The organism is Tabrizicola sp. (genome assembly GCF_022842145.1).
GTDB lineage: Bacteria > Pseudomonadota > Alphaproteobacteria > Rhodobacterales > Rhodobacteraceae > Tabrizicola.
Genome location: NZ_JALHQD010000001.1, coordinates 628,071 through 651,841 on the forward strand (window position 1 = coordinate 628,071; position 23,771 = coordinate 651,841).

Sequence of the window (23,771 nt, forward strand, 5' to 3'; positions counted from 1 at the left end):
GCAGCGGGAGGGTCGGAATGGACGCGGATTTCCTGATTATTGGCGGCGGGATCGCCGGGGTCTCGGCAGCGGCGCGGATGTCGGAGCTGGGCTCGGTCATCGTGCTGGAGGCGGAGGAGGCGCTGGCGCATCATGCCAGTGGCCGGTCGGCGGCGCTGTTCGAGCCGCGTTATGGCGCTCCGGCCGTGGTGGGTCTGTCGATGGCGTCCGAGGCCTATTTCCGGTCGGTGCCGGGGGTTCTGTCGCCGCGCGGGCTGCTGCTGGTGGGCAAGGCGGAGGGGGCCGAGGCCTTCGAGCATGACCTCGTGGCGATGGAGTTCGACCGGATCAGCGTCGAGGAGGCGCGGGGCATCGTGCCGATCCTGAACCCGGATACGGTGGCGATGGCGGGCTATGCCGCCCATGCCGAGGACGTGGATACGGACCTTCTGGTCCAGGGCTTTGCACGGGACGCCAAGGGCCGCGGGGCGCGGATCGTGACGAAGGCGAGGGTCACCGGGATTGCGAAGGACGGGGCGGGTTGGCGGGTCACCTCGTCGGCGGGCGAGTTCACGGCGCGGATGATCGTCAATGCGGCGGGGGCTTGGGTGGATCAGGTGGCCTCGCTGGCGGGGGTGCGGCCGTTGGGGTTCACGCCGTACCGCCGGTCGATGGCGCGGATCCCGGCGCCGGGCGGGCATGACGTGAGCCGCTGGCCGATGATGTTCGGACCGGGCGAGGACTGGTACGCCAAGCCCGACGCGGGGGCGCTGATCGTGTCGCCTGCCGAGGAAGACCTGATGGAGCCGCATGACGCCTGGGCGGACGACATGGTCCTGGCCGAGGGGCTGGCGCGCTATGAAGAGATGGTGACCGAGCCGGTCACGCGGCTGATTTCCAACTGGGCGGGGCTGCGGACCTTCGCGCCGGACCGGGTGCTGGTGATCGGTCCCGATCCGCGGGAGCCGACGTTCTTCTGGCTGGCGGGTCAGGGCGGTTACGGGTTCCAGACCAGTGCGGCGGCAAGCCGGCTGGCGGCGGACCTGATCGGCGGGCGGGCACCGGAACTGGATGCGGGGCTGGTGGCGCAGCTTTCGCCAGCGCGCTTCGGATAGGGCCTCCGCCCGCTTGGGCGGAAGGTTGCGCATCGGGCCGGGCGGCCCGGTCCGACCCCCATTTCCGGCGTGACAGTCCCTGCCAGCCACGGCAGGCTTTGGGCCATGATCCGCAGCATTGCCGTCCTTTTCCTTCTTGCCCTTGCCGCGTGCGGGGCCACCCGTCCAGACCTGCCCTCCGATGGGCTGGAGGTCTCGGTCACCAGTTCGAACTTCACCGACAGCGATCCGACCGACTGGCCGGGGCGGTCTCCGGATCGCTACCCGGTGCACGGGATCGACCTGTCGCGGTTCCAGACTCAGGTGGACTGGACCACGGCGCGGGGCAACGGAGTGAACTTCGCCTTCATCAAGGCGACCGAGGGCGGCGACATGGTAGACCCGCTGTTTGACAGCCACTGGCGCGGGGCCGGGGCGGCGGGCGTGAAGCGGGGGGCCTACCACTTCTTCTACCACTGCCGCCCGGCGGCCGAGCAGGCGCGCTGGTTCATCCGCCACGTCCCCCGCAGCCCAGGCGCCCTGCCCCCGGTGCTGGACATGGAATGGACCCCATTCAGCCCGACCTGCACCATCCGCCGCGACGGGGCCACGATCCGGGCGGAGGCGCGGGTCTTCCTGGACATCCTGGAACGGCACTACGGCCAGCGGCCGATGATCTACACCACCGTGGATTTCTTCGACGACACCGAGCTGTGGCGGCTGCGAGGGGTGGAGTTCTGGCTGCGGTCCGTGGCCGACCATCCGCACGGGGTCTATGACGGGAACGCCTGGACCTTCTGGCAGTACACCTCGACCGGGGTGGTGCCCGGGATCGCGGGGCGGGTGGACATCAACGTCTTCGCAGGCTCGAAGCGGGCCTGGGCGGACTGGTTGGGGGCACGGGGGCTGTAGGCTGCGTTGGCACACGCTTAAATTGTGTGGCGGAAACGGACACGGTTTGTCGCCAAATGAGCGCAAACCCGACTCAGCAATTGACCTAACCTGCCATAGTCCTGCCCCGCTTACGCAGGAAAAGAGGGTAAGACCGAAAGGGGATGCCCCATGAAAAAGACGATCAAGCTGCTGAAGAAGATTGGCCTTGGCCGCGTCCGGAAGTCGGAAGAGGAAACGACGTTCGACAAGCGGCTGAAGAAGGTCAACCGGACCCGGATCGTGAACCACGTCGGCCTTGGTGGCCCGGTGTTCAAAAACCGATCTGCAGAGCCGGAAGTCTGAGACCGGCCACCAGGTCCCGCAGTTCCTGCCGGGCGGCGACGTTCGACAGGCTTAGCTGATCGACGCCGGTGTCCTTCAGGTCCAGCAAGGTCAGGCCGCGGGGAAAGAGCTCGCGGAAGATCACCCGTTCGGAGAATCCGCTGATCACGCGGAAACCGATACGACGCGACAGCTCCTCCAGTGCGGCACCGACCTTCTTCTTGTTGTGCATCTGTTGCGCGCCAAGACGGTTGCGGACCACGATCCAGTCGATCGGCTGCAGCTTTGCCTGGGCGCGGGTCTGCCGCGCGCCCCAGACCATTTCGGAATAGATCGAGGGACCCTTGATCTTGCCGGTCAACCCGTCAAGCCGCGCCAGAAGGTCGAAGTCGACGAAGCTGTCGTTCAGGGGGGTGATCAGCGTGTCGGCCAAGGTATGGGCGACCTGCGACAGGCGCGTGTGGCTGCCGGGACAATCGATGACGATGTAGTCCATCTCTGCGTCCATCGCCTCGATCGCGCGGGTCAGGCGCTGGTCCTGGGCGTTTTCGCTGGCGGGATCGGCCTCGGGGAGGTCGCGATAGTCGGGCGTCGGCAGATCAAGGCCGGACTGCGCCAGATAGGCGCGGCGGTTCTCGATGTAGCGGCCGAAGCTTTTTTGCCTGAGGTCGAGGTCCAGCGCGCCGACCTTGTGGCCCATCCGGGCCAGCGCGGTGGCGACGTGCATGCAGGTGGTGGACTTGCCCGAGCCGCCCTTCTCGTTCCCGACGACGATGATCCGCGCCATGCCACCTTCCAACTGCCAGACTGCCCGGGCGTCTTAGCCCGGGGCTGTCCGGCAGTGCAAGGTGGCGCGGTGCGCGTCGGTCAGACGTCAGCCTTCTGGCCGCTTGCGGTGCGCTGGAGGAACTTTTCAGTCACAGCCGGCAGGCTGTCGAGCAGCATCTGCTGGAAGCGCTGCTCTTCGGCGAGGTTCTGCTGCAGAAGCGGCAGGGCAGAGCTGTGACCCATCGACTGGGCCATCGTGATCAGGGACGTGTAGGCGGCGATCTCGAAGTGTTCGAACATGTAGTCGGCCATGTGGTTCTTGAGGATTTCGTCTCCGGCAAGGGCATGGCCCATCGCCTGCATCGAGCCCATCGCGGACATCGCGGTGTCTTTGAAGGTCGACGCGCTTTCGCCAAGGCCTTCGAAGATCTGGTCCAGCCGGGCGATCTGGCCTTCGGTCTCGTGCCGGTGCTGTTGCAGCATGGAGATCATCTCGGGATAGCTTTCCAGCCGTCCGAGTTGGGTGTCGATCACGGCCAAGGCCTGGCTTTCCATCGCATGGGCATTGCGCAGGCCGGCGATGAAGATATCGCGGGTGGCTTCTGAGTGGTGCATTTGGGTTCCTCGCTGGGATGGGGTCAGCAAGGGGAACCGGCGCGGGCGGGGGTTGTTCCAAATGCAGAACGCCGCCCGGGCAAGGGGCGGCGTTCGCGGGTCGTTTCGGTGTGGATCAGAAGCCCAGGCCGGCGTACTTGTTCTTGAACTTCGTCACGCGGCCGCCGGTGTCCATCAGCTTGGCAGACTGGCCGGTCCAGGCCGGGTGGGCCAGCGGGTCGATGTCGAGCGACATCTGGTCGCCCGACTTGCCCCAGGTCGACCGGGTCTCGTAGGTCGAGCCGTCGGTCATCTTGATGGTGATGTTGTGGTATTCGGGGTGGATTTCGGCTTTCATCATCCCGCTCCTTATTCAGCTTTGGCTTTGTAAGTGGTGTTCTCGGCGATACGGGCCGATTTGCCGCGACGGTCACGGAGGTAGTACAGCTTGGCGCGGCGAACCTTGCCGCGGCGCACGACCTCGATGGTGTCGATGTTGGTCGAATAGAGCGGGAACACACGTTCCACGCCTTCGCCGAACGAAATCTTGCGGACGGTGAACGAGGCCGCGATCGTGGCGCCGCCCTTGCGGCCGATGCAGACGCCTTCATAGGCCTGCACCCGGCTGCGTGTACCTTCGGTCACTTTGTAGCCGACACGGATGGTGTCGCCGGCCTTGAAGTCCGGGATGGTCTTGCCAAGGGAAGCGATCTGCTCCGCCTCGATCTGCGCGATGAGGTTCATGCGCTGTCTCCATTTTGCCTGCGGTGTTTCCCGCAGAGGTGATGCCGCGCCAGAGCTTCCGGTCTTCGCCCGGGTCCCGCTTGCTTTCGCAAGAAGCCCGCCGCAGGTGGCGCCTGCTTTTGTGATGTCCGCGCCCCGTGCGATGACCCTGCGGAAGAAGGCAGGCAGGCAAAGGGAATCGGGTCCGATGGGTGAACACCCCGGACCGTGCGGCTATAGGGGGAAGGGCGCGTCCGGTCAAGGGCGCGCGGGCCGTCAGGGCTTGCGCTTTTCCCACAAATCCGGACGACGGGCGCGGGTCAGGGCTTCCGCTTGCGCGCGGCGCCATTTGGCTATTTCGGCGTGGTTACCGGATTGCAGGACGGGGGGGATGTCCTGGCTCTCCCAGGTGGTGGGCCGGGTGTATTGCGGGTGTTCCAGAAGGCCGTCGGAGAAGCTTTCCTCCTCGGTCGAGGCGGCGTTGCCGAGGACGCCGGGGATCAGGCGGACAGTGGCGTCGAGGATGGCCTGCGCGGCGATCTCGCCCCCGGTCAGGACAAAGTCGCCGAGGCTGATCTCCTCGACCTGGTGGTGGTCAAGGACGCGCTGGTCGACGCCTTCGAAGCGTCCGCAAAGGAGGGTCAGCCCTTCGGCCTGCGCGAGGCGGCGGGCGGTCGCTTGCGTGAAGGGCGCGCCGCGGGGGGAGAGGTAGATCACCGGCCAGCGCGCGCGGTCGACGGGGGTGCCGATGCGGGCCTGGCGGAAGGCCGCGTCCACCACGTCGGCGCGCAGGACCATGCCCGCGCCGCCGCCAGCGGGGGTGTCATCGACGTTGCGGTGCTTGCCTTCGCCGAAGGTGCGCAGGTCCAGGGTTTCCAGCTGCCACAAGCCGAAGTCCAGCGCCTTGCCGGTAAGCGACAGGCCCAGCGTGCCGGGAAAAGCATCTGGGAAAAGGGTGATGATCTTCGCCGTGAACGCACCCTTCACCACGCGCGGCTCTTGCATGAGGTCGCGGGGTTGCAGGCTGGGGCGCATCGCCAGCCGTCCGTGGCTTTTCGGGGTTTCAGGGGCGTCGGACATAGGCCGGGCTTAACGCGAAAGCCTTGCGCTGGAAAGCCCCGGATCAGGCCGTGCGGACAGCAGCCTTGGCGTGACGCGGCGGTTCGGCGGCAGTGGACGCCGAGTGTGAGCCACGCGCAGCCTCGACCGACCGGGCAAGGGCGCGAAGTCCGTCCCGCAGGTCGGCCTGAAGATGATCGGGAAGGTCCGATTGGGGCAGGTTGTCGGCCGTAAGCCGCAGACGCTCCGGCGCCGGGAAGTCATCGGCACGGGTGGGGAAGGCGGAGATCAGGGCCATCGCCCGGGGCACGTAAATGCGCAGGAGATCGAGGTTGGTGTTGGCGATGTCGAAGGCGCTGGCCATGCTTTCGGCAACCTGGCCCGGTGCGACGATCTCGGGCTCGGTGGCCCAGAAGACCAGCGCCCGCCGAAGTGCCGCGTGACTGCGGTTCGGGTTGGACAGCGCGGCGGTGAGGGCATTCAACCGCAGCTCTGCGGCCGGAACGTCCAGCGCGTCGGCGACGGCAACGGTCACCGTTTCATCGGGGGCGTTGTCGGGCAGGTTGAGAAGCGGGATGATCGCGGCCGCGGCCGTCCCGGCGGCACTGTCGGAGTGCGCCGCCTCGGCCTCGTCATCTAGGAAGTAACCCTGGCTTGCCGCCTCGCGGGCGTCCCAGAGCATGCGGCAGAGCGGAATGGCCAGGAATGAAATCGAAAGCGGCAGAAGCGGATCGAGGGCAACCGTGCCGATGTCCGCCAGCCCACCAAGTCCACGTCCGATGCCGAACAGGATGCTGACAAGCAGAAGTTGCGACAGGACTTGGGCAAGGGCGGCCAGCCAGGCCTGAGCCGTCAGCCATTCGGCCGGAGTCGAGGGCCATTGTTCGGGACGCAGCACCATCAGCCAGACCACGAAGATCGCGGTGAAGGAGAACACCATGCTCCAGCCAAAGCCGCAGAGGCCGGCAATCAGCGGGCCAACGTAGAGCAAGGCAGCGATGCCCTTCACAAGGCGCATGCGTGTCAGCACGACCTACTCCCTTCCCTCAAGCGCCACCGTAGCCGCGGTGGTCTGATCACTCACTATCTTCCGGCACGTCGACAATGATGCGGCCAGCGGCCAGATCGACATTGGGCACGATTGCTGTGGTAAAGGGCAAAAGCAGGGCCGATTTATGACGGGTGGTCGATATTTCGAGGATATCCCCAGCCCCGTGGTTGTAGACGGCAGTCACCTTGCCGATCAGTTCACCGCCGGGATCATGGGCAGCGAGGCCAATCAGGTCGGCGTGGTAGAACTCGTCGTCGGGCAACGAAGGCAGACGGTCGCGGGGCACGTGAAGCGTTACTCCGCGCAGGGCATCGGCCTCATCCTTGGTGGAGACGCCCTTGATCCGGGCGCCAAGCCCGCCCGCAACGGGACGGGTCAGGGTGACCTGGTATTCCCGGCTGCCGTCTTCGGACAGAAGGGGGCCGTAGGCGACGATGTCGGTCGGTTCCGAGCAGAAGCTTTTCAGCCGGACCTCTCCGGAAACGCCGAAGGCGCCAGCGATGGCACCGATGCAGATCAGATCATCAGTCATGGCACGGCTCCAGCGCAAAACCCGCGTGGGTCCCAGGCCCCTCCGGCATCACGGCAGGCATCCGCCTGCTGCCCCTGCCCCAGTTGCAGGCCCGCCCAGAAGGCGGCCCCGCAGAGCAGAAGCGTGATCCCGCGCCGAAGAAGGCCCAGGCCGGGTAGCATTACTCGGTGGCAGGCTCGGCAGCGCGGGCGGCCTTCTTGGCAGCCCGTTCGGCCATCGCCTTGCCCGGGGTGCCGGATTTGGCGTTGTTGCGGGCGGCCTTCGGACGCACACCGGCAGCTTCCAGGAAGCGGGCGACGCGATCGGTCGGCTGGGCGCCTTCGGACAGCCAGTGGTTCACGCGGTCGAGGTTCATGACGACGCGCTTTTCGTCATCCTTGGCGAGAAGCGGGTTGTAGGTCCCCAGCTTTTCCAGGAAGCGGCCGTCGCGTGGCATGCGGCTGTCGGTGGCGACGATCGAATAAAACGGGCGCTTCTTGGAACCACCGCGCGCAAGACGGATTTTCATGGCCATAGTGTAGTCTCCTTGGGTTTGGGTCGAAGATGCGTGTTTCGCACCCTGCGTGGTTGTTATTTCTGCAGTTTCTCGTGATGCCTGATGACTTCGCTGATGATGAAGGTCAGGAATTTCTTGGCGAGGTCGGGGTCGAGATCGGCCTCTTGCGCCAGTTGGTCAAGCCGCGCCATCTGCCGGGCCTCGCGGTCCGGGTCCGAGGGCGGCAGGTCGTGTTCAGCCTTGAGACGCCCCACGGCCTGGGTCTGCTTGAAGCGCTCGGCCAGCGTGTAGACCAGGATCGCATCCAGGCGGTCGATGGAGGCGCGGTGGTCTTTCAGAAGCTCGGAAGCGCGGGTTGTGGCGTCCATCAGTTCTCCCTCTGCGACGTCTTCGCGTCGGCATTCTGTCTGGCGGGCATCGGCAGGTGCACCCAGACCTGGCTGCCGTCATGTGTGCCGTCCTGAACCGCGCCGACGCGCCGCGCGAGCCGGGTCGAGGCGGCGTTTTCCGGCGCGATGTAGCTGACGACGCGGTCCAGACCCAGCGCGGTGAAGGCATGGGTGCGGGCGGCGGTCACAGCCTCGGTCGCAAAGCCCCGGCCTTCGGCAGAGGGGCGGAAGAGGTAACCGAGTTCCGGTTCGGCATCGCCGGGTTCGAAGCCCAGAAGGACGAAGCCAAGGACCTCGCCGCCCGCCTTCGGCTCGACCGTCCAGGGACCGTGGCCGCGCAGAAGCCAGGTTCCGCAGGAGGCGAGGAATTCCATGAAGGCGTCGTCGCGGTCGAAGGGTCCGCCAAGATACGGCGCGGCGGGGCCGGTCAGGATCTCGGCCCAGGCGTCGAAGTCGGACAGTCGGGGCGCGCGCAGGCGCAGGCGAGCGGTCTCGATCTCTGGCAGCATGCCGGAGAGCGTGGCCGCGAAGCTGGCGGCCGGGCCGGGGACGGCGATTTCGTGCGGGGCGCGCCGGGTCATGCCGACACCGTTGGGGCGGGGTGGCGCCAGATGTTGATCAGCTTGCCGAAGACCTCGGTCTTGCGTTCCGGTGCGGCGCCCAAGCGGCGGGCAAGGGCTTCAGAGCGGGGGTTTTCCGGGTCGATGTAGCTGATCGGCGGTTGGGCGGTGATGCGGGCGTGGTAGTCGTCGCGTGCTGCAAGGGCGGCTTCCACGCCGTAGCCCAAGCCTTCGCAGCCGTCGAAGAGGTGCCAGCCGAGTTCGGGTTCGTCCCAACCGTCGTGGTAGATCATGCCGATGCGGCCGATAAAGTCGCCGGCCTTGGTGTCCACCGAGAAAAGGCCGTAACCGCGCAGGACCCAGTGGCCGATGTTGGCCAGAAGCCCGCGCCAGACCCATTGCCGGTCACGCCCACCGCCGACAAAGCTGGCGCGGGGGCTGTCGTTGAAGGCGAGCATGGCGGGGAAGTCCGCCTCACGCGGTTCGCGCAGGACCAGGCGGCCGGTCTCGATGACCGGGATCGTCACGCTGATCTGGTGCGCGGGCAGAGGGGTCATTTCTTCTTCATCAACCCAGACAGGCCCGCAGGCAGGGTGATCCCGCGCGGGAGGCCGCCCATGCCGGGGGGAAGGCCGCCACCCATGCCGCCAAGGCCGCCGCCCTGCTGCATGCCCTTGGCCATCTCGGCCAGCTGGTCGGGCGACATCTTGGACGGGTCGGGCATGCCGCCCTTGCCAAGGAACTGCTTGATCATGTTCTTCATCATGCCGCCCTTGCCCATCTTCTTCATCATGTCCGCCATCTGCTTGTGCTGTTTCAGCAGGCGGTTGAGATCGGACACGTCGAGGCCAGCCCCGGCGGCGATGCGCTTCTTGCGGCTGGCGGCCAGAAGGTCGGGGTTCGCGCGTTCCTTCTTGGTCATCGAGTTGATCAGCGCGATCTGGTGGTGCAGCATCTTGTCGTTCAGGCCCGCAGCCTCGGCCTGGTTGGCCATCTTGCCCATGCCGGGCATCATCCCCATCAGGCCCTGCATCCCGCCCATCTTGAGCATCTGGTCCAGCTGCATCTTCAGGTCGTTCATGTTGAACAGACCCTTGGCAAAGCGCTTGGCCATGCGTTCGGCCTGCTCGGCCTCGAAGGTCTCCTGCGCACGTTCGACGAGGGCGACGATGTCGCCCATGCCCAGGATGCGGCCCGCAACGCGTTCGGGATCGAAAGGCTCGATCGCGTCCATCTTTTCGCCAAGGCCGACGAAGCGGATCGGCTTGCCGGTCACGGCGCGCATCGACAGGGCCGCGCCGCCGCGGCCGTCACCGTCCATCCGGGTCAGGACGACGCCAGAGATGCCGACCTTGCCGTCGAACTCGCTCGCGACGTTGACGGCGTCCTGGCCGGTCAGGCCGTCGACAACCAGCAGCGTCTCGCGTGGTTGGGCGATGTCGCGGACAGACTGGACTTCGTCCATCAGGACTTCGTCGATGTGGAGGCGACCGGCGGTATCCAGGAAGAGGACGTCATAGCCGCCCAGGTTGGCCTGCGTCTTGGCGCGTTTGGCGATCTGCACCGCCGTCTCGCCCTTGACGATTGGCAGCGAGTCCACGCCGATCTGGGTGCCGAGGATCGCCAACTGCTCCATCGCGGCGGGGCGGTTGGTGTCGAGCGAGGCGAGCAGGACCTTCTTGCCGTTCTTTTCCTTGAGCCGCTTCGCCAGCTTGGCAGTGGTGGTCGTCTTGCCCGAACCCTGCAGACCGACCATCAGGATCGTCGCGGGCGGATTGTCGATCTTCAGCGCTTCGGGCGTGTCATCCCCGGCGAGGACGCGGATCAACTCGTCATGGACGATCTTCACGACCATCTGGCCGGGAGTGATCGACTTGGTGACGGCCGACCCGGTGGCCTTTTCGGTGACACGCTTGATGAAGTCGCGGGCGACGGGGAGAGAAACGTCAGCTTCCAGCAGGGCGACGCGAACTTCGCGCAGGGCGGTGACGACGTCGGCTTCGCTGAGCGCGCCGGCCTTGGTCAGACGGTCGAAGACGCCACCAAGGCGTTCGGAAAGGCTTTCGAACATCGTGTCACCTCATCTGACGTTTTGCCCCGATATGGGACGGCGAACCCTTGGCGCAAAGCGGAAGGACACCCGTGGGCGCAACTGCGCTGACGGATGGCGATCCCGGGCAATGCCCAAGGGACCGGAAGCTGCTGCCTCCGGGGAATTGCGGCGGGGATTACGCCGAACCTGCAGGGGAGTCAATGATCGCGAGCATGTCGATGGCAAGGGTCGCGCCGGCCAGTCCGGCAACCGGGACGCCGGTCGAGGCGGGGCCGGGGCGGGGGAAGCGGGCGTGGCGGACGGCGAGGTTGCCGTGCAGGTCCTGGGGACCGGGGCCGCCGACATAGTGGGTGGTGGCCTTCAGGGGGGCGAAGCCGGGCATCCGGTCCAGCGCCAGCGCGTCCATCGCCTGATGCGCGGCCCGGGCAAGATCGGGGTCGGTGCCGTGGGCAGATGCCCATGCGAACCGGCCGGATTGCCGGAGGATGGCTCCGCCCGGGGTGGTCGTGATCCGTACGGGTGAAGGGGCGAGGATCAGGATGGCGGTGACGCCGGGCGCGGGCGGGATCACCCGGGCGGCGGGGTCGGGAAGATGGCTTGGCGGGGCATCTGGTGCGAACCACTGTGCGGCGAGGAGGCAGGTCGCGTCGATCCGGGCAAGGAGCGGCAGACAGGCGGCCATGTCGGGACCCGAAAGGTGGCAGAAGGTCAGAGCGCCGCCTTGGACAAGGGTCAACCGGGCCGGGCCTTCGGTAAAATGCACAGGCGTTGGCAGTGCGGAGGTGGCGTAAAGGTCCACCTCGATCCGCATTCCGGGATAGTAGAAATGCGGCAGTCGCACCGGAGCGAGGGTCGCCTCGGGAAAGGCCGCGGCCAGCGGGGCAAGCAGCGCGGCCGGATCAGCGCAGTCGTGGTAGACTGTCAGCAGAGCCGGCTTGAATCCCGGCAAGTGCGACAGGACACCCTGCCCCATCCGGGCGATCAGTGCTGCTTGGGCCGCTGCATCGCCGGGAAATTGCACATGGCCCGCATCGTCCAGAGGGCATTGTCCGCAGGTGGCCGCAACCCCCTCGGCCGCCACGGCAAGAGAGCAGGCCACGGGGACCGGCATGTTCCACATCAGGCCCATCGGCAGGTGGACCGGTGCCGTCATGGGGTGATGCCAGTCTGGCGGGGGTCAGGGTGCACCAGCGCGGAGATGGCTGGTCGAGCGGGGAGCATCGCCGGTGGGCGGGGCTTGATCTGAGGAACCTGCATGGGTTGCAGTCTGACAGGCCAAGACCATTGGTCAAGGCCGCGCTGCGACGGGCGCCTCAGGCGACGGGCGGCAGGTCGTCGAGGCTTCTCACCGCATCGCAGCGGGCGAGGAGGCCGTCCAGTGTCTCCTGATCGATCCAGGGAAAGCTCTTGGCCAGAGCGCGCTGCACCTCTGCCGCATAGCGGCGTCCGCGGCGGCTGATCCGCTCACGCTGGAGCGCGCCGATGATCTTGTCCTGCCGTGCGGCGGTATCGTTGTCGAAATGCTGGGTGCGGATATGGGAGGGAAAGCCTGGATCGGACACCACCGGCCAGCGGGTCCAGACATTGCCGTGCATCATCTGATAGGGGTTCTTCTGGAAGCCGCCGCCGTTGACCGTGGCAAGACCGATTGCCGTCAGAAAGCGCTGCTGCACCATCGAGACGCCTTCCGCGGCATCGGGACCGGCCGGAAAGAGGAAGATCCCCGTTGGAAAGGTGATGTGGGTCGAAGGCGAAAGCACACGCGTGAGGTGGCGCAGCCGGGCGATGTAGTCGACCGACACGGCGTCGTCGTCGTCCAGCCGGAAATGCACCGAACTGCCCCGGCCCTTGTAGCCGGAGGATTCGACCATGAACCGATGAAAGGCCAGGTCGCCGCGCTGGTGTTCGGAAAACTCGACCACCGCGCCCGGAAGCAGCGCGGCAATGGCCAAAAGGCGGTTCTTGAAGCGGTCGGGCATGACGGACGAGGACAGGATGACCGTCTTGAATGCCTTGTCCGTCTGGTGGACCAGGCTTGGCAGCGTCAGGTTTTCGAACAGGAAGAAGCGGCGGGCCATGCGGGTTTCGTCGTAAAGCCGCGCCAGTGCTGCGCCCTCGTCATCCGGGCGTTCGCGGGTGTCGGTGAAGCCGTAGAAGGAAAAGCGGATATGACCATAAATCGGTCGGTCTTCGAACACGCGCGGGCACCTCACCAGTTATCGCGACAAGAGGGAACAAGGCCCTGATCAAGTCAAGCGGGACGACTGTCCCTTGCCTTCGGCTGCCGGGACGCGAAGCCACCGGTTGATGGCCGCCGCGTCAATCTCGGCGCCGCTGCCTGAACTGAAGATGTCTGTCAGCGGGATGGGACCGGAGCGGGTTGCCAGCACGGCGCGGTGCGTGATGCTGGAGGTCCGGCTGCCAGTGTTGGTGGTCGAGGTCGAGCGCGAGGTCTCGACTTCGGCGGCAATGATGTCGGACAGGGCGATGGTCCGTTCGCCCTGCCCCATCAAGCTGCGGGACCGGATCACCAGCGCCTCCGCATCGCGGTCGAAGATAACGATCACGTGTTGGACAAAGACGGCGAAGCAGACCGCCAGAAGCGCGGCCGCAAGCCCGAAGCCCGCCGTCAGCCACAGCGTTTCACCGGACAGCGCCAAGGCAAGCGCCAGCAGGACAAGGATGCCGATGATGAGGACGCTGCCCAGCAGCCAAGGCCGGTCTTCAAGCACGAGCCGCGCGGGCGTGTCCTGGATCACCTGCATGGGATGCTCCTTTGTCGGTATCAGCTTGGGCGGAGGCAAGTGCGGCCGTCAAGCCTGTCGCGGTGGGCTTTCTCCTTGCAAACCGGCCCCCAAGCGGGGTTCATGTGCACAGATGCACCAAGGAGCGCGGGATGGAAAACTGGGACGAAATCCGCACGGCATTCCAGGTGGCGCGGCTGGGCACGGTCTCGGGCGCGGCAGAGGTGCTGGGGGTGCATCATGCGACCGTTATCCGCCATATCGACGCGCTGGAGAAGCGGTTGGGGGCGAAGCTCTTCCAGCGCCATGCGCGCGGCTACACGCCAACGGAATCGGGACGCGACCTGCTGTCCGTCGCACAGACGACCGAAGAGCAGTTCGCCCACCTTGTCAGCCGGATCAAGGGTCAGGGTGAGACCGTCGCAGGTGAGCTTGTGGTGACATCGATCGCGGGGATCGCCGATCTTTTGACGCCGGTCATGGGAAGCTTCCAGGACAAGTTCCCCGATGTGCGGGTGCGGTTCCTGACCGATATGCGCGTCTTCCGGCTGGACTACGGCGAGGCGCATGTGGCGATCCGCGCCGGGGCGGGGCCGGAAGAGCCCGACAACGTGGTGCAGCCCTTGTCGCGGATCAAGGCGGGCCTCTACGCGTCGCGGTCCTACATCGAGCGGTTCGGAAGGCCGGCCTCGGAAGCCGATTTCGGCGGCCATCGCTTCGTCTGCACCGATGCCGAGGTCACGCGCGCGCCCTTCCACCGCTGGCTGCGGGCCACGGTGCATCCGGACCAGATCGCCTATGCCGCGACGGAACCGGCCGCGCTGGAGCTTGCGGTGCGGCAGGGCGCGGGGATCGGTTTCATGATGAGTTTCCGGGCAGCCGACGACCCGAACCTGGTCGAGATCCTGCCGTCGCGGCCGGATTGGGATTCGCCGTTGCGGATCATCACCCACGTCGACCTGCACCGGACGCGGAAGGTGCAGGCCTTCCTTACCCATCTCAAGGATGCGGCCAAGGACTGGAAATCCTGCACCTGATGCTGGCCGGGCTGTCCCAACCCGCGCGCGGGCATCTGGCGATGCTGGCGTTCTCGGCCCTGGTCGCCGGGTCGTTCTCGCTTGGCGTACTGGCCGCGCCGCATATCGACCCGGGGGCGCTGTCGGTGGTGCGCTTCGTGCTGGCCGGCGTGCTGGTCGGTATCGCGGCAGCGGTGACGACCGGGATACCGCGCACGGCCTGGGCGGCGCCTTGGCGCTATCTGGTGCTGGGCGGTCTTTTGGGGGCGTACTTCGTGCTGATGTTCGAAGGCCTGAAGACCGCGCCGCCGGTGTCTGCCGCAGCGGTCTTCACCCTGACGCCGGTGATGGCCGCCGGGTTCGGCTGGCTGTTCCTGCGGCAGCGTCTGACCGCGCGGATGGCGGTGGCCCTTGCGATCGGCGGTGCGGGGGCGCTGTGGGTGATCTTCCGCGCCGACCTGCAGGCGCTGCGGGCGCTGGAGGTCGGGCGGGGCGAAGCGATCTATTTCGTCGGCTGCGTGGCGCATGCGGCCTATGCTCCGCTGGTCCGCAAGCTGAACCGCGGCGAGCCGGCGGTGGTCTTCACCTTCGGGATGATGGTGGCCGGGACGGTGCTGCTGGCGCTTTACGCCTGGCCCGCGATGGCCGCGACCGACTGGACGGCACTGCCGGGGATCGTCTGGGTGACGCTGGTCTACGTGGCCGTGGCGGCAAGTGCGGTGACATTCGTGCTGCTGCAATACGCGACGCTGCGGCTGCCGTCGGCGAAGGTGATGGCCTACACCTACCTCGTCCCAAGCTGGGTGGCGCTGTGGGAACTGGTCCTGCACGGTCTGGTGCAGCCGGGGCTGGTGCTGGTTGGAGTGGCGATGACGGTACTGGCGCTGGCGTTGCTGCTGAAGGAGTAGGCGGTCCGCTCGTCGTGGACTTCGTCACTCCTCGCTGCGGCTCTGAAGAGGAGACGACATCGAACGATAAGCGGTCAGGGACGGAAGGCTGCCAGCCCGTCGGTCAGGTAGCGCTCGGCCAGGTCAAGCGTTCCCACAGTGTAGGTCGCCCCGCCCAGTGCCTGTGCGGTGTCGCTGTCCGCCCGCGTCGCAAGCCAGGCGGTCAGCAGCACCCGGCGCAGGAAGATCAGCGTGGGGATCATCGCGCGATCTTCGTCGGGGAGGTGCGTGATGCGGCTGTAGCCCTCGACCCAAGCCGCGATGAGGTCGGGCAGGCGCGGATCGGTCTCGATGAAGGACAGGGCCGCGGCAAGGTCATAGACCCACCAGCCAAAGCCGCAGTCGTCGAAGTCGATGGCAGTAAGCCTGTCGTCCTGCACCATCAGATTGGCCAGCCGAAGGTCGGCGTGGATCAGGCCGAAGACCTTGGGCCCGGTTCCATACGCGGCCAGCTTCAAAGCCAGCGCGTCGGTGGCGCGGGCAAGCAGAGCTGCGCCTGCGGCATCCAGGCCTTGCGCCTGACGCCAGTGACCCCAATGCGGCTGCGGGCCAAGGATCGTCACGTGATCCCAGCGTTTGCGCGCGAACCCGGCGGGAGGGGTCCAGCTGCGGGCCTGCAGGTGCAAACGGGCGGTGATCTCTCCCAACGGTGCGAACCAGCGGGCAAGGTCGTCCCCTGGCTGAAGTTCCTGACCCTCGATGGGCGCGAAAGCGACAAGGAAGCGGCCGTCCAGTTCCGTCACCAACCCTTGCTTTCCGGCAATCGGACGGACAGCGTTCAGTCCCGGAAGGTCCTGCAAGGCGGTCAGCCAGGCCAGTTCCGAAGCGATCTCGGGCTTTGTGTGGTAGCCTTGGCGGTGGAGCCGCAGGACCAGCGGACCCGCCCGCCAAGTCTCGTTCTCGGACCGGTTGAGGAGGGTCAGGGGCGTGTCATCCGGCAGGCCGTAGACCGGAAGCGCCCGGGTGATCAGGTCAGGCATCATCGCCCCGGCGAAGGAGGTAGATATCCATGATCCAGCCATGCTCTGCCCGCAGGCAGGCGCGCGTTGCAAGGATCGTGTCCGAGACCTGGGCGAGCGGCCCCTGGATCAGCGTCTCCTCGGGCATGCCGACATAGGCGCCCCACCAGATATGCGTGTTCCCGGCATCGATGGCGGTAAAGGCCCCACCCTTGTCCAGCATGACGGCCAGGGTCGTCGCGCCTTCGGGCCAGCCGTGATCGCGCAACTGGCGGCCGGTGGTGATGGTCACGGGTGCCGCAAGAGTGTTCAGCGGGATGGCATGTGCAGCCGTAAGCGCCTGAAGGCTGGTGATGCCGGCAACGACCTTGACCGTCACGCCGGACAGGCGGGCCGCGATGCGAAGGGTGCTGTCGTAAAGCGAGGGGTCGCCCCAGACCATCAGGGCGACGTTTGTGGACCCGGGATGCATGGCGATGGTCCCGGCCCAGACCTGCGCGATGGCATCGTGCCAGTCGTTCACCGCGCCAAGGTAATCATCCTGGTCCGCCCGCTGCGGTACGTCGTATTCGGCAACCGGGACGGGAGTTTTCAGCACCTGGCCAAGGATCTGGCGACGCAGGTCGGCAAGGTCAGACTTCGCGTCGCCCTTGCGCGGGATCAGGATCAGATCCGCCCCGTTCAGCGCGCGGATCGCCTGACCGGTGACATGATCCGGATTGCCCGTGCCGATGCCGATCAGCCAAAGGGTTGTCATGCGCCCTCGGCAAGGTTGCCCACAAGGATCAGACCCGGTAGCGGGCTGCGATCCTCGGCCAGGGTCCGGGCCAGGTCGGCGACGGTGGAGCGGTGGAGCACCTGCTCGGGCGTCGAGACGGCCTCGGCCAGCAACGCGGGTGTGTCGGGCGGTAGGCCGTGGGCGATCAGCGCCGCGGCCAATGCGGGGAAGGTGCGTTTGCCCATGTAGATGACAGTTGTCGCATTGGGGTCGGCCAGCGCGGGCAGGTTCAGGCCGGGCGGCAGGTTGCCGGTGGTATCGGCAGCAGTGATGAACTGGACCCTTTGCGCCTGCTGGCGTCTTGTCAGGGGAATCCCGGCGGCGGCAGCGGCGGCCGAAGCAGAGGTGACGCCCGGAATGATCTCGCAGGGAATACCGGCAGCGCGGACGGCGGTCAGTTCCTCCTCCAGCCGCCCGAAGATGCCCGAGTCGCCTGATTTCAGGCGGACGACGTGAACTCCGGTCAGCGCGTAGTCCACCAAAAGGCGGCTGACATGGTCCTGCTTCGGCGAAGCGCGCCCCGCCCTTTTGCCGACGCCGACCAGATCGGCCCCCGGTTTTGCCAAGGCCAGGATCGGGCCGGAGGAGAGGTCGTCGAACAGGACCGCATCCGCCCGCTCCAGCGCCTTGACCGCCTTGACGGTCAGAAGCTCGGGGTCGCCTGGGCCGGCAGAGACGAAGGTGACAAAGCCGGTCATGGCTTGCCCCGAAGAGACCGGACAGACGCACGTGACGGCTTCAGGGGGGGTGCGACTCTTTCGGGGCCAGGGCGGGCGGGACGGGTCATGCGCTTGCGATCAGGTGGAAGAAGGTGCCGGTCGATAGCCCGCCGCCCGGCTGGAGTCGAGTGCTGCCGGTTTCGGCCACCGCAGTGCCGGTGGCATCGCTGACCTTGGCCAGCGGGGCGTCGGGTTGGGTCAGGATGGTGGAGTAGTGGAACTCGTGTCCCCGCAGCAGACTGCCAACAGGATGTCCCGGCATGGCCTGTGCCAGGGTGGCACTGCGGTAGCCCAGGTGCATCTTCCGTTTCTCGTAGCTGGTGACCAGCCCCAGAAGGCCCGCCATCTGGTGCCGGACGCCGTCCTTGTCGACGATCGCCTCGCCCATCGCCATGTAGCCCCCGCATTCGCCGTGCACCGGCTTTGTCGCGGCAAAGGCCCGCAAGCCGGTGCGGAAGCGGTCGGCCCCGGCCAGCGTCGCGCCATGCAGTTCGGGGTAACCGCCCGGAAGCCAGCAGACGTCGGCCGTGGCGTCCGGGGACTGGTCCGCCAGCGGCGAGAACGGCAAGACCTCGGCCCCGGCCGCGCGCCAGCCGTGCAAAAGATGCGGGTAGACGAAACTGAACGCCACGTCCCGTGCCAGGGCGATGCGCTGGCCCGGCGGGATGATCCGGGCCGAAAGGGTCTGCTGGGCCGTCGTTGCCGCCGCCGCGATCAGAGCATCAAGGTCCACACAGTCCCGCACCAGCTGCGACGCCTCGGCGATCAAAGCTTGCAGGGCCGGCTGTTCCTCGGCCTGCACCAGGCCCAGGTGGCGTTCGGGCATTGCGATGGCCGCGCGCTTGGGCAGGACACCCAGGACGATCAGCCCCGCCTCGGCCATTCCGTCACGGATCAGCGCCTCGTGCCGGGGCGAGGCAACACGATTGAGGATCACGCCCGCCACCCGGACGCCGGGACGGAACCGGACCAGCCCCTGCGCCACCGCAGCGGCGGTTTGCGCCTGCCCGCTGGCGTCGATCACCAGGACCACCGGCCAGCCCATCCGCTGTGCCAGGTCCGCGCTGGCGCCGTTGCCGGTCGCTCCCGGCGCGGCGACCCCGTCGAACAGCCCCATCGACCCTTCGGCCAGGACAAGGTCCGCACCGTCGGCCACCGTCAACATCCCGTCCAGCATCACGGGCGGCATTGCCCAGGTGTCCAGGTTGAACGAGAAGCGCCCACTTGCTGCCCGGTGGAAGGCCGGGTCGATGTAATCCGGTCCGTTCTTGAACGGCTGGACCTTCAGCCCCCGGTCCCGCAGCGCGCCCAGAAGTCCCAGCATGACCGTGGTCTTGCCGGTTCCCGAAGCCGGGGCCGCAATGAGAAGACCCGGGATCATCCGCCGGTCCCCGGAAAGCGCGGATGCGTGCCGACAGGCCGGTAGCGGCGGTCATAGTCGCCAGCGTAAAGGCGGCTTTCCTCGAAGCCTTCCTGGGCCAGCGCGGGACCGACGAGAATCAGGGCCGTGCGCTCGACCTCCGCCGGCACCGCGTCTTTCAGCGTGGCAAGCGTCGCGCGGATGATCCGCTGGTCGGGCCAGGAGGCGCGCCAGACCACCGCCACCGGACACTCCGCGCCATAGTGCGGGACCAGATCCGCGGTCAGCTTGTCGATCAGGTGGATCGACAGGTGCAAGGCCAGCGTCGCCCCCGTCGCGCCAAAGGCGGACAGGGTTTCGCGCGAAGGCATCTGCGTCGCCCGGCCTTCCGTGCGCGTCAGCACGACGGATTGTGCCAGCCCCGGCAGAGTCAGCTCCACCCCCAGCGCGGCAGCGGCGGCCGCAAAGGACGGAACGCCGGGCGTGACGTCATAGGGGATGGCCAACGCGCGCAGACGGCGCAACTGCTCGCCCATTGCCGACCAGACCGACAGGTCCCCGGAATGCAGGCGTGCCACGTCCTGGCCCTTTTCATGCGCCGAGACGATCTCGGCCGTGATCTCGTCCAGTGACAGGGGCGCGGTGTTCACGATGCGGCAGCCCGGCGCGCAATGCGAGAGCACGCCTTCGGGCACCAGCGACCCGGCATAAAGACAGACCGGAGAGGCCGCGATCAGATCCCGCCCGCGCAGGGTCAGCAGATCCGCCGCCCCCGGCCCGGCTCCGATGAAGTGGACCGTCATGCCGCACCCTTGCAGAGGCGAGCCCCTGCCCTTTCACATTTGCCCAAATATCCCCTGCGGAGCACGCCCGAGCCGGTTGCGCGCCCTTCGCGCGCAGAGGCGAGACAAAAGGCTCGCGCCGCAAGGCGCTCGATTTCACAAGCGTCCGTCACCGGCACCCTCCGCAATCGCCGCCGTCGCTGTCCCGTCCGCCGACACCGCCCGCGGCGCCCTCAGCCGCGCGCCCTGACCCGCTGCCGCCAGAGCTGCCGCTTCGGCGATCGAGCCCGTGCCGAACAGCGCTTCCACCCGGTCGGACCTGGTCAGCGTCGCCACGCTCCGCAGTCGCTCGGGCGCCAAGGCCACCACGGGCAGGTCCAGCGCCTGGCCCAGGGGCACCAGTCCGTCGGCCTTGGCCGCATGCGTCGCCAGATGCGTCACACCCACCGGCCCTCCGGCCTTTGCCAGCGCGTCCTGCAATGCGGCCAGGGTTGCCCCGGCGCGGAAACCGAATCCTGCCACGATCATCGGCTGACGCTCCACTGCAGGATCGGCAGTGCTGCGCGCCAGCCCCGCTTGCGGCCGATCGGGGCTGCTTCCGACAGTTCGACCTTCAGAAGGTCGCCCCCTTGACGGGCCGACCAGTCAAGGACCAGGGCCTCGGTCTCCAGCGTCACGGCGTTCATTACAAGACGCGTGCCGGGCGGGATCAGGTCCCAAAGCCTGGCCAGCAAGGCGTCCGACGCGCCGCCTCCGATGAAGACGGTATCGGGGCGAGACAGGCGCTCCAGACCCTCCGGAGCGCGGATTTCGGTCAGGCGGTGGCGGTGCGACAGCCCAAAGCTGTCCACGTTGCCGCGGGCACGGGCGGCGCGCGCGGGATCGGCCTCCAGCGCCTCGACCCGCGCGCCGCCGGCCAGGAGCCATTCGATTCCGACCGAGCCGGAACCCGCACCGATGTCCCAAAGCACCTCGCCTGGGCGCGGGGCAAGGGCGGAAAGGGTCAGGGCGCGCACGGGTCGCTTGGTGATCTGGCCGTCGTGTTGGAAAAGCTCATCCGGCAAGCCACTGGCCCGCGGCAGCCCGGGATCGGTGGCCTCGATGGCCGCCGAGACCGGGGCCCCGATCGGGTCATCCGGCAGACCCGGCGTGATGCGCTCACGCGGCCCCCCAAGGCATTCGAGCACGGTCAGGCGGGCGTTGGGGTGGCCGTTGGTGGCAAGCCAGGCGGAAAGCTCGGCCACTGCGGACCCATCGCGAAGCGTGCAGATCACCCGGACTCCCTTGCCGAGAACCGGACGCAGGCGCGCGAACGGAGCGGCGTGGAGGCCAAGACATATTGTCTCCTCCAGCCGCCAGCCCAGCCGGTTCGCGGCCAGCTGGAAGGTAGACGGCGCAGGGTGCGACACCCATTCTCCGGGGGTAAGATGTGCCATCAGGCTGCCGCCCGCGCCAAACCAGAACGGATCCCCCGAGGCCAGGACGACGACAGGAGTGCCGCGCTGGGCCAGGACGGGGGTCGGATCGAACGGCACCGGCCAGGCTTGGCCCTTGTCTCCGGCGCCGATCAAGTCCAGATGCCGGGGACCGCCGAACACCGTTTTCGCATCGGCAAGGGCAGCGTGGCTTGCGGGCGCAAGGCCAGCCGGTCCATCTTCGTTCAGCCCGATTATGGTAAGCCAGGCATCACGCATGACACGGATACTCCTTCTGGGCGGCACGACCGAGGCGAACCTTCTGGCCCAGGCCATCGCGAAGTCGGGGCTTTCCGGTGTCTACTCCTACGCCGGGCGGACCGAGGCGCCGATGGGCCAGCCGATCCACATGCGGGTTGGCGGCTTTGGCGGAGTCGAGGGTCTGCGGGCCTACCTTCAGGCTGAAGCGATCACCCATGTGATCGACGCCACGCATCCCTTCGCCGCCCAGATGAGCAGCAATGCCGTCGCCGCCTGCACGGCCGAGGGCGTCCCCCTGATCGCGCTGGAGCGCGCGCCCTGGACGCCGGGTGAGGGCGACCGCTGGACGCATGTGGCCGACATCGACGCCGCCGTTGCCGCGCTGGATGGCCCCACACAGCGGGTATTCCTGGCGATCGGTCGCCAGCATATCGACGCCTTCGCCGCGCAGCCGCAGCACCGCTATCTCCTCCGGCTGGTAGATCAGCCGACCGCCCTGCCTTTCCCCGCCGATGTGGTTGTGGCCCGCGGCCCGTTCGACGTGGCTGGAGACACTGCCCTGATGCAGGGGCATGGGACCCAGGTCGTCGTTGCCAAAAACGCCGGTGGCAAGGGCGCGGTGGCCAAGATCGCGGCGGCTCGGGCGCTTGGGCTGCCGGTGGTGATGATCGACCGGCCCGTGTTGCCGCCCCGTCGGGTGGTGCACAGCGTGCCCGCCGTCATGTCCTGGCTGAACGGTTGAACCGGGACCCGGACTTTTCGAAAAGTCCGTCAAAATCCTTCGAAGGATTTTGGCCCCGTGCCGAACCGTGCTCATCCCGCGCTCCTGGGTGAGTAGACGAAGCGACCGACGCGGCGGGTGGCCGAGTTGCCCACGATCACCACGGTGCGCATGTCGGCCATTTCGGGCGTAGCTTCTCCGAGGGTGACGGTCGTGATCCGCTGTTCCGGGGTACTGACCGCGCGGGCGAAGGTGATCAGGCGGTCCGGCCCGCACTCCTCGCGAAGGGTCTGCAATGTCTTGACGAAGCCCTCGGGGCGGCTGGCAGAGCGGGGATTGTAGAAGGCCATCGCGAAATCGGCGCGGGCGGCGTGGCGGAGGCGGGTTTCGATCACCTCCCAGGGTTTAAGGTTATCGCTCAGGTTGATGCAGCAGAAATCATGCCCCAATGGCGCACCGGCGGCGGCGGCGGCGGCAAGCATCGCGGTGATCCCGGGTAGGACGCGGATATCGAGGGCTTGCCAATCCGCGCGGCCCTCCAGCGCCTCGAACACCGCCGAGGCCATCGCGAAGACACCGGGATCGCCGGAAGACACGACGACAACGCGCTTGCCCTCGGATGCCATCTGCAAGGCGGCGCGGGCGCGGTCCAGTTCGACGCGGTTGTCGGAGGGATGAAGGGTCAAGCCCGGGCGCGGGGCCACCCGTGCGACGTAAGGAATGTAGCCGACAACGTCGGTAGCTTCGGCCAGCACTTCGGACACCTCTGGAGTCACCAGCCGGTCATCCCCCGGCCCCAGGCCCGCGATGACAAGCCAGCCGGTCATTCCGCGATTTCCGGGCGGCGGCCGTGGCCGTGGACCAGGACGATGGCGAAGTAGGGGCAGTCTTCGACGTCGATTTCGGCCAGGCGCGCGATGCGCTGGCCGGGCATCGTGCCCCGTTCCACCACCCAGGCTGCGTGCAGGCGGCCGGCCCGTTCCAGCGCGCGGCGGACGCGGGGGAGGTTGCGGCCGGTCTTCATGATGACCAGCGCATCGGCACCTTCCATGTGGCGCACGAGGTCGTCCTCCGGCAGCGTGCCCATCAGCACGGTCAGCACGTCGTCGCCCCAGGTGATCGGGGTGTCGGTGGCATTCCAGCAGCCGGTCATGCCGGTGATGCCGGGGATCACCTCGACCGGAACCCGACCCTGCAGGCGGGAATGCAGGTGCATGAAACTGCCGTAGAAGAAGGGGTCGCCTTCGCAGAGGACAACCACATCCTCGGTCTGCGCGAGGGTCGCGAGGCGGTCCGCCCAGTCGTCATAGAAGCGGGCCAGAGCATCGGTGTATTCCGGGCTGGCGAAGGGAAGCTCGGTCGTGACCGGATATTCCATCGGGTATTCGATGGCATCCAGGGGCAGCATCCCCTCGACGATCCGTCTGGCCTGACCAGCCCGACCTTCCTTGCGGAAATAGGCGATGTGCTTTGCCGTCCCGATGGTGCGAGCAGCCTTGAGGCTCATCAGCTCGGGATCGCCGGGACCGAGGCCGGCACAGATCACGCGACCCATG

30 protein-coding genes are annotated in these 23,771 nt (G+C 67.3%); 6 read left to right on the forward strand and 24 right to left on the reverse strand.

Features of this window, described 5'->3' with window-relative positions:
* Positions 1–17: 17 nt before the first annotated feature.
* The 3 genes from Q0C42_RS03235 (at position 18) to Q0C42_RS03245 (ending at position 2,309) form a co-directional block, all read left to right on the forward strand.
* On the forward strand, positions 18–1,094 hold the full coding sequence (locus Q0C42_RS03235) for an FAD-binding oxidoreductase (RefSeq protein WP_295071870.1): 1,077 nt from the start codon (positions 18–20) through the stop codon (positions 1,092–1,094).
* Positions 1,095–1,199: 105 nt separating this feature from the next.
* Entirely contained in the window at positions 1,200–1,985 is a 786-nt protein-coding gene (locus Q0C42_RS03240) for a GH25 family lysozyme (protein ID WP_295071873.1), read from the forward strand.
* 150 nt (positions 1,986–2,135) lie between these two features.
* Complete coding sequence (locus tag Q0C42_RS03245; RefSeq protein ID WP_295071876.1) at positions 2,136–2,309, forward strand: hypothetical protein; 174 nt, start codon at positions 2,136–2,138, stop codon at positions 2,307–2,309.
* On the opposite strand, the gene Q0C42_RS03250 is transcribed toward Q0C42_RS03245, so the two are convergent.
* The 15 genes from Q0C42_RS03250 to Q0C42_RS03320 all read right to left on the reverse strand — a co-directional run bounded on the left by Q0C42_RS03250 (position 2,278) and on the right by Q0C42_RS03320 (position 13,278).
* Complete coding sequence (locus Q0C42_RS03250) at positions 2,278–3,075, reverse strand: division plane positioning ATPase MipZ (RefSeq protein WP_295071879.1); 798 nt, start codon at positions 3,073–3,075, stop codon at positions 2,278–2,280. The two genes, Q0C42_RS03245 and Q0C42_RS03250, sit on opposite strands and share 32 nt — an antisense overlap.
* An 80-nt stretch (positions 3,076–3,155) precedes the next feature.
* Entirely contained in the window at positions 3,156–3,671 is a 516-nt protein-coding gene (locus Q0C42_RS03255) for a ferritin-like domain-containing protein (RefSeq protein ID WP_295071882.1), read from the reverse strand.
* Between the two features lie 115 nt (positions 3,672–3,786).
* Complete coding sequence (gene rpmE / locus Q0C42_RS03260) at positions 3,787–4,008, reverse strand: 50S ribosomal protein L31 (protein WP_295071885.1); 222 nt, start codon at positions 4,006–4,008, stop codon at positions 3,787–3,789.
* An 11-nt stretch (positions 4,009–4,019) separates the two neighbouring features.
* Complete coding sequence (gene rplS, locus Q0C42_RS03265) at positions 4,020–4,394, reverse strand: 50S ribosomal protein L19 (RefSeq protein WP_295071888.1); 375 nt, start codon at positions 4,392–4,394, stop codon at positions 4,020–4,022.
* Positions 4,395–4,649: 255 nt separating this feature from the next.
* Positions 4,650–5,453, reverse strand: a complete 804-nt coding sequence (gene trmD / locus Q0C42_RS03270) for a tRNA (guanosine(37)-N1)-methyltransferase TrmD (protein WP_295071891.1) — start codon at positions 5,451–5,453, stop codon at positions 4,650–4,652.
* 43 nt (positions 5,454–5,496) lie between these two features.
* Positions 5,497–6,462 (reverse strand): hypothetical protein, encoded by a 966-nt coding sequence (locus tag Q0C42_RS03275; RefSeq protein ID WP_295071893.1) that lies wholly within the window; start codon positions 6,460–6,462, stop codon positions 5,497–5,499.
* Between the two features lie 46 nt (positions 6,463–6,508).
* Entirely contained in the window at positions 6,509–7,015 is a 507-nt protein-coding gene (gene rimM / locus Q0C42_RS03280; RefSeq protein WP_295071896.1) for a ribosome maturation factor RimM, read from the reverse strand.
* 160 nt (positions 7,016–7,175) lie between these two features.
* Positions 7,176–7,529: a 30S ribosomal protein S16 gene (gene rpsP / locus Q0C42_RS03285; protein ID WP_295071899.1), complete on the reverse strand. Its 354-nt coding sequence runs from the start codon at positions 7,527–7,529 to the stop codon at positions 7,176–7,178.
* Between the two features lie 56 nt (positions 7,530–7,585).
* The gene (locus tag Q0C42_RS03290) at positions 7,586–7,879 is read right to left on the reverse strand and encodes a chorismate mutase (RefSeq protein WP_295071902.1); all 294 of its coding nucleotides are present in this window, start codon (positions 7,877–7,879) and stop codon (positions 7,586–7,588) included.
* The gene (locus Q0C42_RS03295; protein WP_295071905.1) at positions 7,879–8,481 is read right to left on the reverse strand and encodes a GNAT family N-acetyltransferase; all 603 of its coding nucleotides are present in this window, start codon (positions 8,479–8,481) and stop codon (positions 7,879–7,881) included. The genes Q0C42_RS03290 and Q0C42_RS03295 overlap by 1 nt, the downstream gene beginning before the upstream one ends.
* Positions 8,478–9,017 (reverse strand): GNAT family N-acetyltransferase, encoded by a 540-nt coding sequence (locus Q0C42_RS03300; protein ID WP_295071907.1) that lies wholly within the window; start codon positions 9,015–9,017, stop codon positions 8,478–8,480. The genes Q0C42_RS03295 and Q0C42_RS03300 overlap by 4 nt, the downstream gene beginning before the upstream one ends.
* Positions 9,014–10,531: a signal recognition particle protein gene (gene ffh / locus Q0C42_RS03305; RefSeq protein ID WP_295071910.1), complete on the reverse strand. Its 1,518-nt coding sequence runs from the start codon at positions 10,529–10,531 to the stop codon at positions 9,014–9,016. The genes Q0C42_RS03300 and ffh overlap by 4 nt, the downstream gene beginning before the upstream one ends.
* Before the next feature lie 157 nt (positions 10,532–10,688).
* Positions 10,689–11,666 carry a hypothetical protein gene (locus tag Q0C42_RS03310; RefSeq protein ID WP_295071911.1) on the reverse strand — a complete coding sequence of 326 codons (978 nt, stop codon included), beginning with the start codon at positions 11,664–11,666 and terminating at the stop codon, positions 10,689–10,691.
* Between the two features lie 160 nt (positions 11,667–11,826).
* The gene (locus Q0C42_RS03315; RefSeq protein WP_295071913.1) at positions 11,827–12,711 is read right to left on the reverse strand and encodes a glycosyltransferase; all 885 of its coding nucleotides are present in this window, start codon (positions 12,709–12,711) and stop codon (positions 11,827–11,829) included.
* Positions 12,712–12,759: 48 nt separating this feature from the next.
* On the reverse strand, positions 12,760–13,278 hold the full coding sequence (locus Q0C42_RS03320) for a hypothetical protein (protein ID WP_295071916.1): 519 nt from the start codon (positions 13,276–13,278) through the stop codon (positions 12,760–12,762).
* 131 nt (positions 13,279–13,409) lie between these two features.
* On the opposite strand from Q0C42_RS03320, the gene Q0C42_RS03325 reads away from it, so the two are divergent.
* Positions 13,410–14,294, forward strand: a complete 885-nt coding sequence (locus Q0C42_RS03325; RefSeq protein WP_295071919.1) for a LysR family transcriptional regulator — start codon at positions 13,410–13,412, stop codon at positions 14,292–14,294.
* Entirely contained in the window at positions 14,294–15,181 is an 888-nt protein-coding gene (locus Q0C42_RS03330; RefSeq protein WP_295071922.1) for a DMT family transporter, read from the forward strand. The genes Q0C42_RS03325 and Q0C42_RS03330 overlap by 1 nt, the downstream gene beginning before the upstream one ends.
* Before the next feature lie 74 nt (positions 15,182–15,255).
* Here the strand turns inward: Q0C42_RS03330 and Q0C42_RS03335 are convergent, their stop codons facing one another.
* The 7 genes from Q0C42_RS03335 to cbiE form a co-directional block, all read right to left on the reverse strand.
* The gene (locus tag Q0C42_RS03335; protein ID WP_295071926.1) at positions 15,256–16,242 is read right to left on the reverse strand and encodes a phosphotransferase; all 987 of its coding nucleotides are present in this window, start codon (positions 16,240–16,242) and stop codon (positions 15,256–15,258) included.
* Positions 16,193–16,936: a precorrin-6A synthase (deacetylating) gene (gene cobF, locus Q0C42_RS03340; protein ID WP_295071929.1), complete on the reverse strand. Its 744-nt coding sequence runs from the start codon at positions 16,934–16,936 to the stop codon at positions 16,193–16,195. The genes Q0C42_RS03335 and cobF overlap by 50 nt, the downstream gene beginning before the upstream one ends.
* Positions 16,933–17,655 (reverse strand): uroporphyrinogen-III C-methyltransferase, encoded by a 723-nt coding sequence (gene cobA, locus Q0C42_RS03345; RefSeq protein WP_295071932.1) that lies wholly within the window; start codon positions 17,653–17,655, stop codon positions 16,933–16,935. The genes cobF and cobA overlap by 4 nt, the downstream gene beginning before the upstream one ends.
* 85 nt (positions 17,656–17,740) lie before the next feature.
* The gene (locus Q0C42_RS03350) at positions 17,741–19,057 is read right to left on the reverse strand and encodes a cobyrinate a,c-diamide synthase (RefSeq protein ID WP_295071935.1); all 1,317 of its coding nucleotides are present in this window, start codon (positions 19,055–19,057) and stop codon (positions 17,741–17,743) included.
* Positions 19,054–19,839 carry a precorrin-4 C(11)-methyltransferase gene (gene cobM, locus Q0C42_RS03355; RefSeq protein ID WP_295071938.1) on the reverse strand — a complete coding sequence of 262 codons (786 nt, stop codon included), beginning with the start codon at positions 19,837–19,839 and terminating at the stop codon, positions 19,054–19,056. The genes Q0C42_RS03350 and cobM overlap by 4 nt, the downstream gene beginning before the upstream one ends.
* Before the next feature lie 135 nt (positions 19,840–19,974).
* Positions 19,975–20,346 carry a cobalamin biosynthesis protein gene (locus Q0C42_RS03360; protein WP_295071941.1) on the reverse strand — a complete coding sequence of 124 codons (372 nt, stop codon included), beginning with the start codon at positions 20,344–20,346 and terminating at the stop codon, positions 19,975–19,977.
* On the reverse strand, positions 20,343–21,512 hold the full coding sequence (gene cbiE, locus Q0C42_RS03365; RefSeq protein ID WP_295071944.1) for a precorrin-6y C5,15-methyltransferase (decarboxylating) subunit CbiE: 1,170 nt from the start codon (positions 21,510–21,512) through the stop codon (positions 20,343–20,345). The genes Q0C42_RS03360 and cbiE overlap by 4 nt, the downstream gene beginning before the upstream one ends.
* Here cbiE and Q0C42_RS03370 point away from each other — a divergent pair.
* The gene (locus Q0C42_RS03370) at positions 21,511–22,236 is read left to right on the forward strand and encodes a cobalt-precorrin-6A reductase (protein ID WP_295071947.1); all 726 of its coding nucleotides are present in this window, start codon (positions 21,511–21,513) and stop codon (positions 22,234–22,236) included. The two genes, cbiE and Q0C42_RS03370, sit on opposite strands and share 2 nt — an antisense overlap.
* A gap of 71 nt (positions 22,237–22,307) precedes the next feature.
* Here Q0C42_RS03370 and cobJ read toward each other — a convergent pair whose 3' ends face one another.
* On the reverse strand, positions 22,308–23,042 hold the full coding sequence (cobJ, locus tag Q0C42_RS03375) for a precorrin-3B C(17)-methyltransferase (protein ID WP_295071950.1): 735 nt from the start codon (positions 23,040–23,042) through the stop codon (positions 22,308–22,310).
* Positions 23,039–23,770, reverse strand: a complete 732-nt coding sequence (locus tag Q0C42_RS03380; protein WP_295071953.1) for a precorrin-2 C(20)-methyltransferase — start codon at positions 23,768–23,770, stop codon at positions 23,039–23,041. Before Q0C42_RS03380 ends, cobJ begins: the two co-directional genes overlap by 4 nt.
* Between the last annotated feature and the right edge of the window lies 1 nt (position 23,771).

Bases quoted from the DNA above. Each gene is read 5' to 3' on its own strand.
- Q0C42_RS03235 (WP_295071870.1), top strand. From the start codon at position 18: ATGGACGCGGATTTCCTGATTATTGGCGGCGGGATCGCCGGGGTCTCG.
- Q0C42_RS03240 (WP_295071873.1), top strand. From the start codon at position 1,200: ATGATCCGCAGCATTGCCGTCCTTTTCCTTCTTGCCCTTGCCGCGTGC.
- Q0C42_RS03245 (WP_295071876.1), top strand. From the start codon at position 2,136: ATGAAAAAGACGATCAAGCTGCTGAAGAAGATTGGCCTTGGCCGCGTC.
- Q0C42_RS03250 (WP_295071879.1), bottom strand. From the start codon at position 3,075: ATGGCGCGGATCATCGTCGTCGGGAACGAGAAGGGCGGCTCGGGCAAG.
- Q0C42_RS03255 (WP_295071882.1), bottom strand. From the start codon at position 3,671: ATGCACCACTCAGAAGCCACCCGCGATATCTTCATCGCCGGCCTGCGC.
- rpmE (WP_295071885.1), bottom strand. From the start codon at position 4,008: ATGAAAGCCGAAATCCACCCCGAATACCACAACATCACCATCAAGATG.
- rplS (WP_295071888.1), bottom strand. From the start codon at position 4,394: ATGAACCTCATCGCGCAGATCGAGGCGGAGCAGATCGCTTCCCTTGGC.
- trmD (WP_295071891.1), bottom strand. From the start codon at position 5,453: ATGTCCGACGCCCCTGAAACCCCGAAAAGCCACGGACGGCTGGCGATG.
- rimM (WP_295071896.1), bottom strand. From the start codon at position 7,015: ATGACTGATGATCTGATCTGCATCGGTGCCATCGCTGGCGCCTTCGGC.
- rpsP (WP_295071899.1), bottom strand. From the start codon at position 7,529: ATGGCCATGAAAATCCGTCTTGCGCGCGGTGGTTCCAAGAAGCGCCCG.
- Q0C42_RS03290 (WP_295071902.1), bottom strand. From the start codon at position 7,879: ATGGACGCCACAACCCGCGCTTCCGAGCTTCTGAAAGACCACCGCGCC.
- Q0C42_RS03295 (WP_295071905.1), bottom strand. From the start codon at position 8,481: ATGACCCGGCGCGCCCCGCACGAAATCGCCGTCCCCGGCCCGGCCGCC.
- Q0C42_RS03300 (WP_295071907.1), bottom strand. From the start codon at position 9,017: ATGACCCCTCTGCCCGCGCACCAGATCAGCGTGACGATCCCGGTCATC.
- ffh (WP_295071910.1), bottom strand. From the start codon at position 10,531: ATGTTCGAAAGCCTTTCCGAACGCCTTGGTGGCGTCTTCGACCGTCTG.
- Q0C42_RS03310 (WP_295071911.1), bottom strand. From the start codon at position 11,666: ATGACGGCACCGGTCCACCTGCCGATGGGCCTGATGTGGAACATGCCG.
- Q0C42_RS03320 (WP_295071916.1), bottom strand. From the start codon at position 13,278: ATGCAGGTGATCCAGGACACGCCCGCGCGGCTCGTGCTTGAAGACCGG.
- Q0C42_RS03325 (WP_295071919.1), top strand. From the start codon at position 13,410: ATGGAAAACTGGGACGAAATCCGCACGGCATTCCAGGTGGCGCGGCTG.
- Q0C42_RS03330 (WP_295071922.1), top strand. From the start codon at position 14,294: ATGCTGGCCGGGCTGTCCCAACCCGCGCGCGGGCATCTGGCGATGCTG.
- Q0C42_RS03335 (WP_295071926.1), bottom strand. From the start codon at position 16,242: ATGGCTGGATCATGGATATCTACCTCCTTCGCCGGGGCGATGATGCCT.
- cobF (WP_295071929.1), bottom strand. From the start codon at position 16,936: ATGACAACCCTTTGGCTGATCGGCATCGGCACGGGCAATCCGGATCAT.
- cobA (WP_295071932.1), bottom strand. From the start codon at position 17,655: ATGACCGGCTTTGTCACCTTCGTCTCTGCCGGCCCAGGCGACCCCGAG.
- Q0C42_RS03350 (WP_295071935.1), bottom strand. From the start codon at position 19,057: ATGATCCCGGGTCTTCTCATTGCGGCCCCGGCTTCGGGAACCGGCAAG.
- cobM (WP_295071938.1), bottom strand. From the start codon at position 19,839: ATGACGGTCCACTTCATCGGAGCCGGGCCGGGGGCGGCGGATCTGCTG.
- Q0C42_RS03360 (WP_295071941.1), bottom strand. From the start codon at position 20,346: ATGATCGTGGCAGGATTCGGTTTCCGCGCCGGGGCAACCCTGGCCGCA.
- Q0C42_RS03370 (WP_295071947.1), top strand. From the start codon at position 21,511: ATGACACGGATACTCCTTCTGGGCGGCACGACCGAGGCGAACCTTCTG.
- cbiE (WP_295071944.1), bottom strand. From the start codon at position 21,512: ATGCGTGATGCCTGGCTTACCATAATCGGGCTGAACGAAGATGGACCG.
- cobJ (WP_295071950.1), bottom strand. From the start codon at position 23,042: ATGACCGGCTGGCTTGTCATCGCGGGCCTGGGGCCGGGGGATGACCGG.
- Q0C42_RS03380 (WP_295071953.1), bottom strand. From the start codon at position 23,770: ATGGGTCGCGTGATCTGTGCCGGCCTCGGTCCCGGCGATCCCGAGCTG.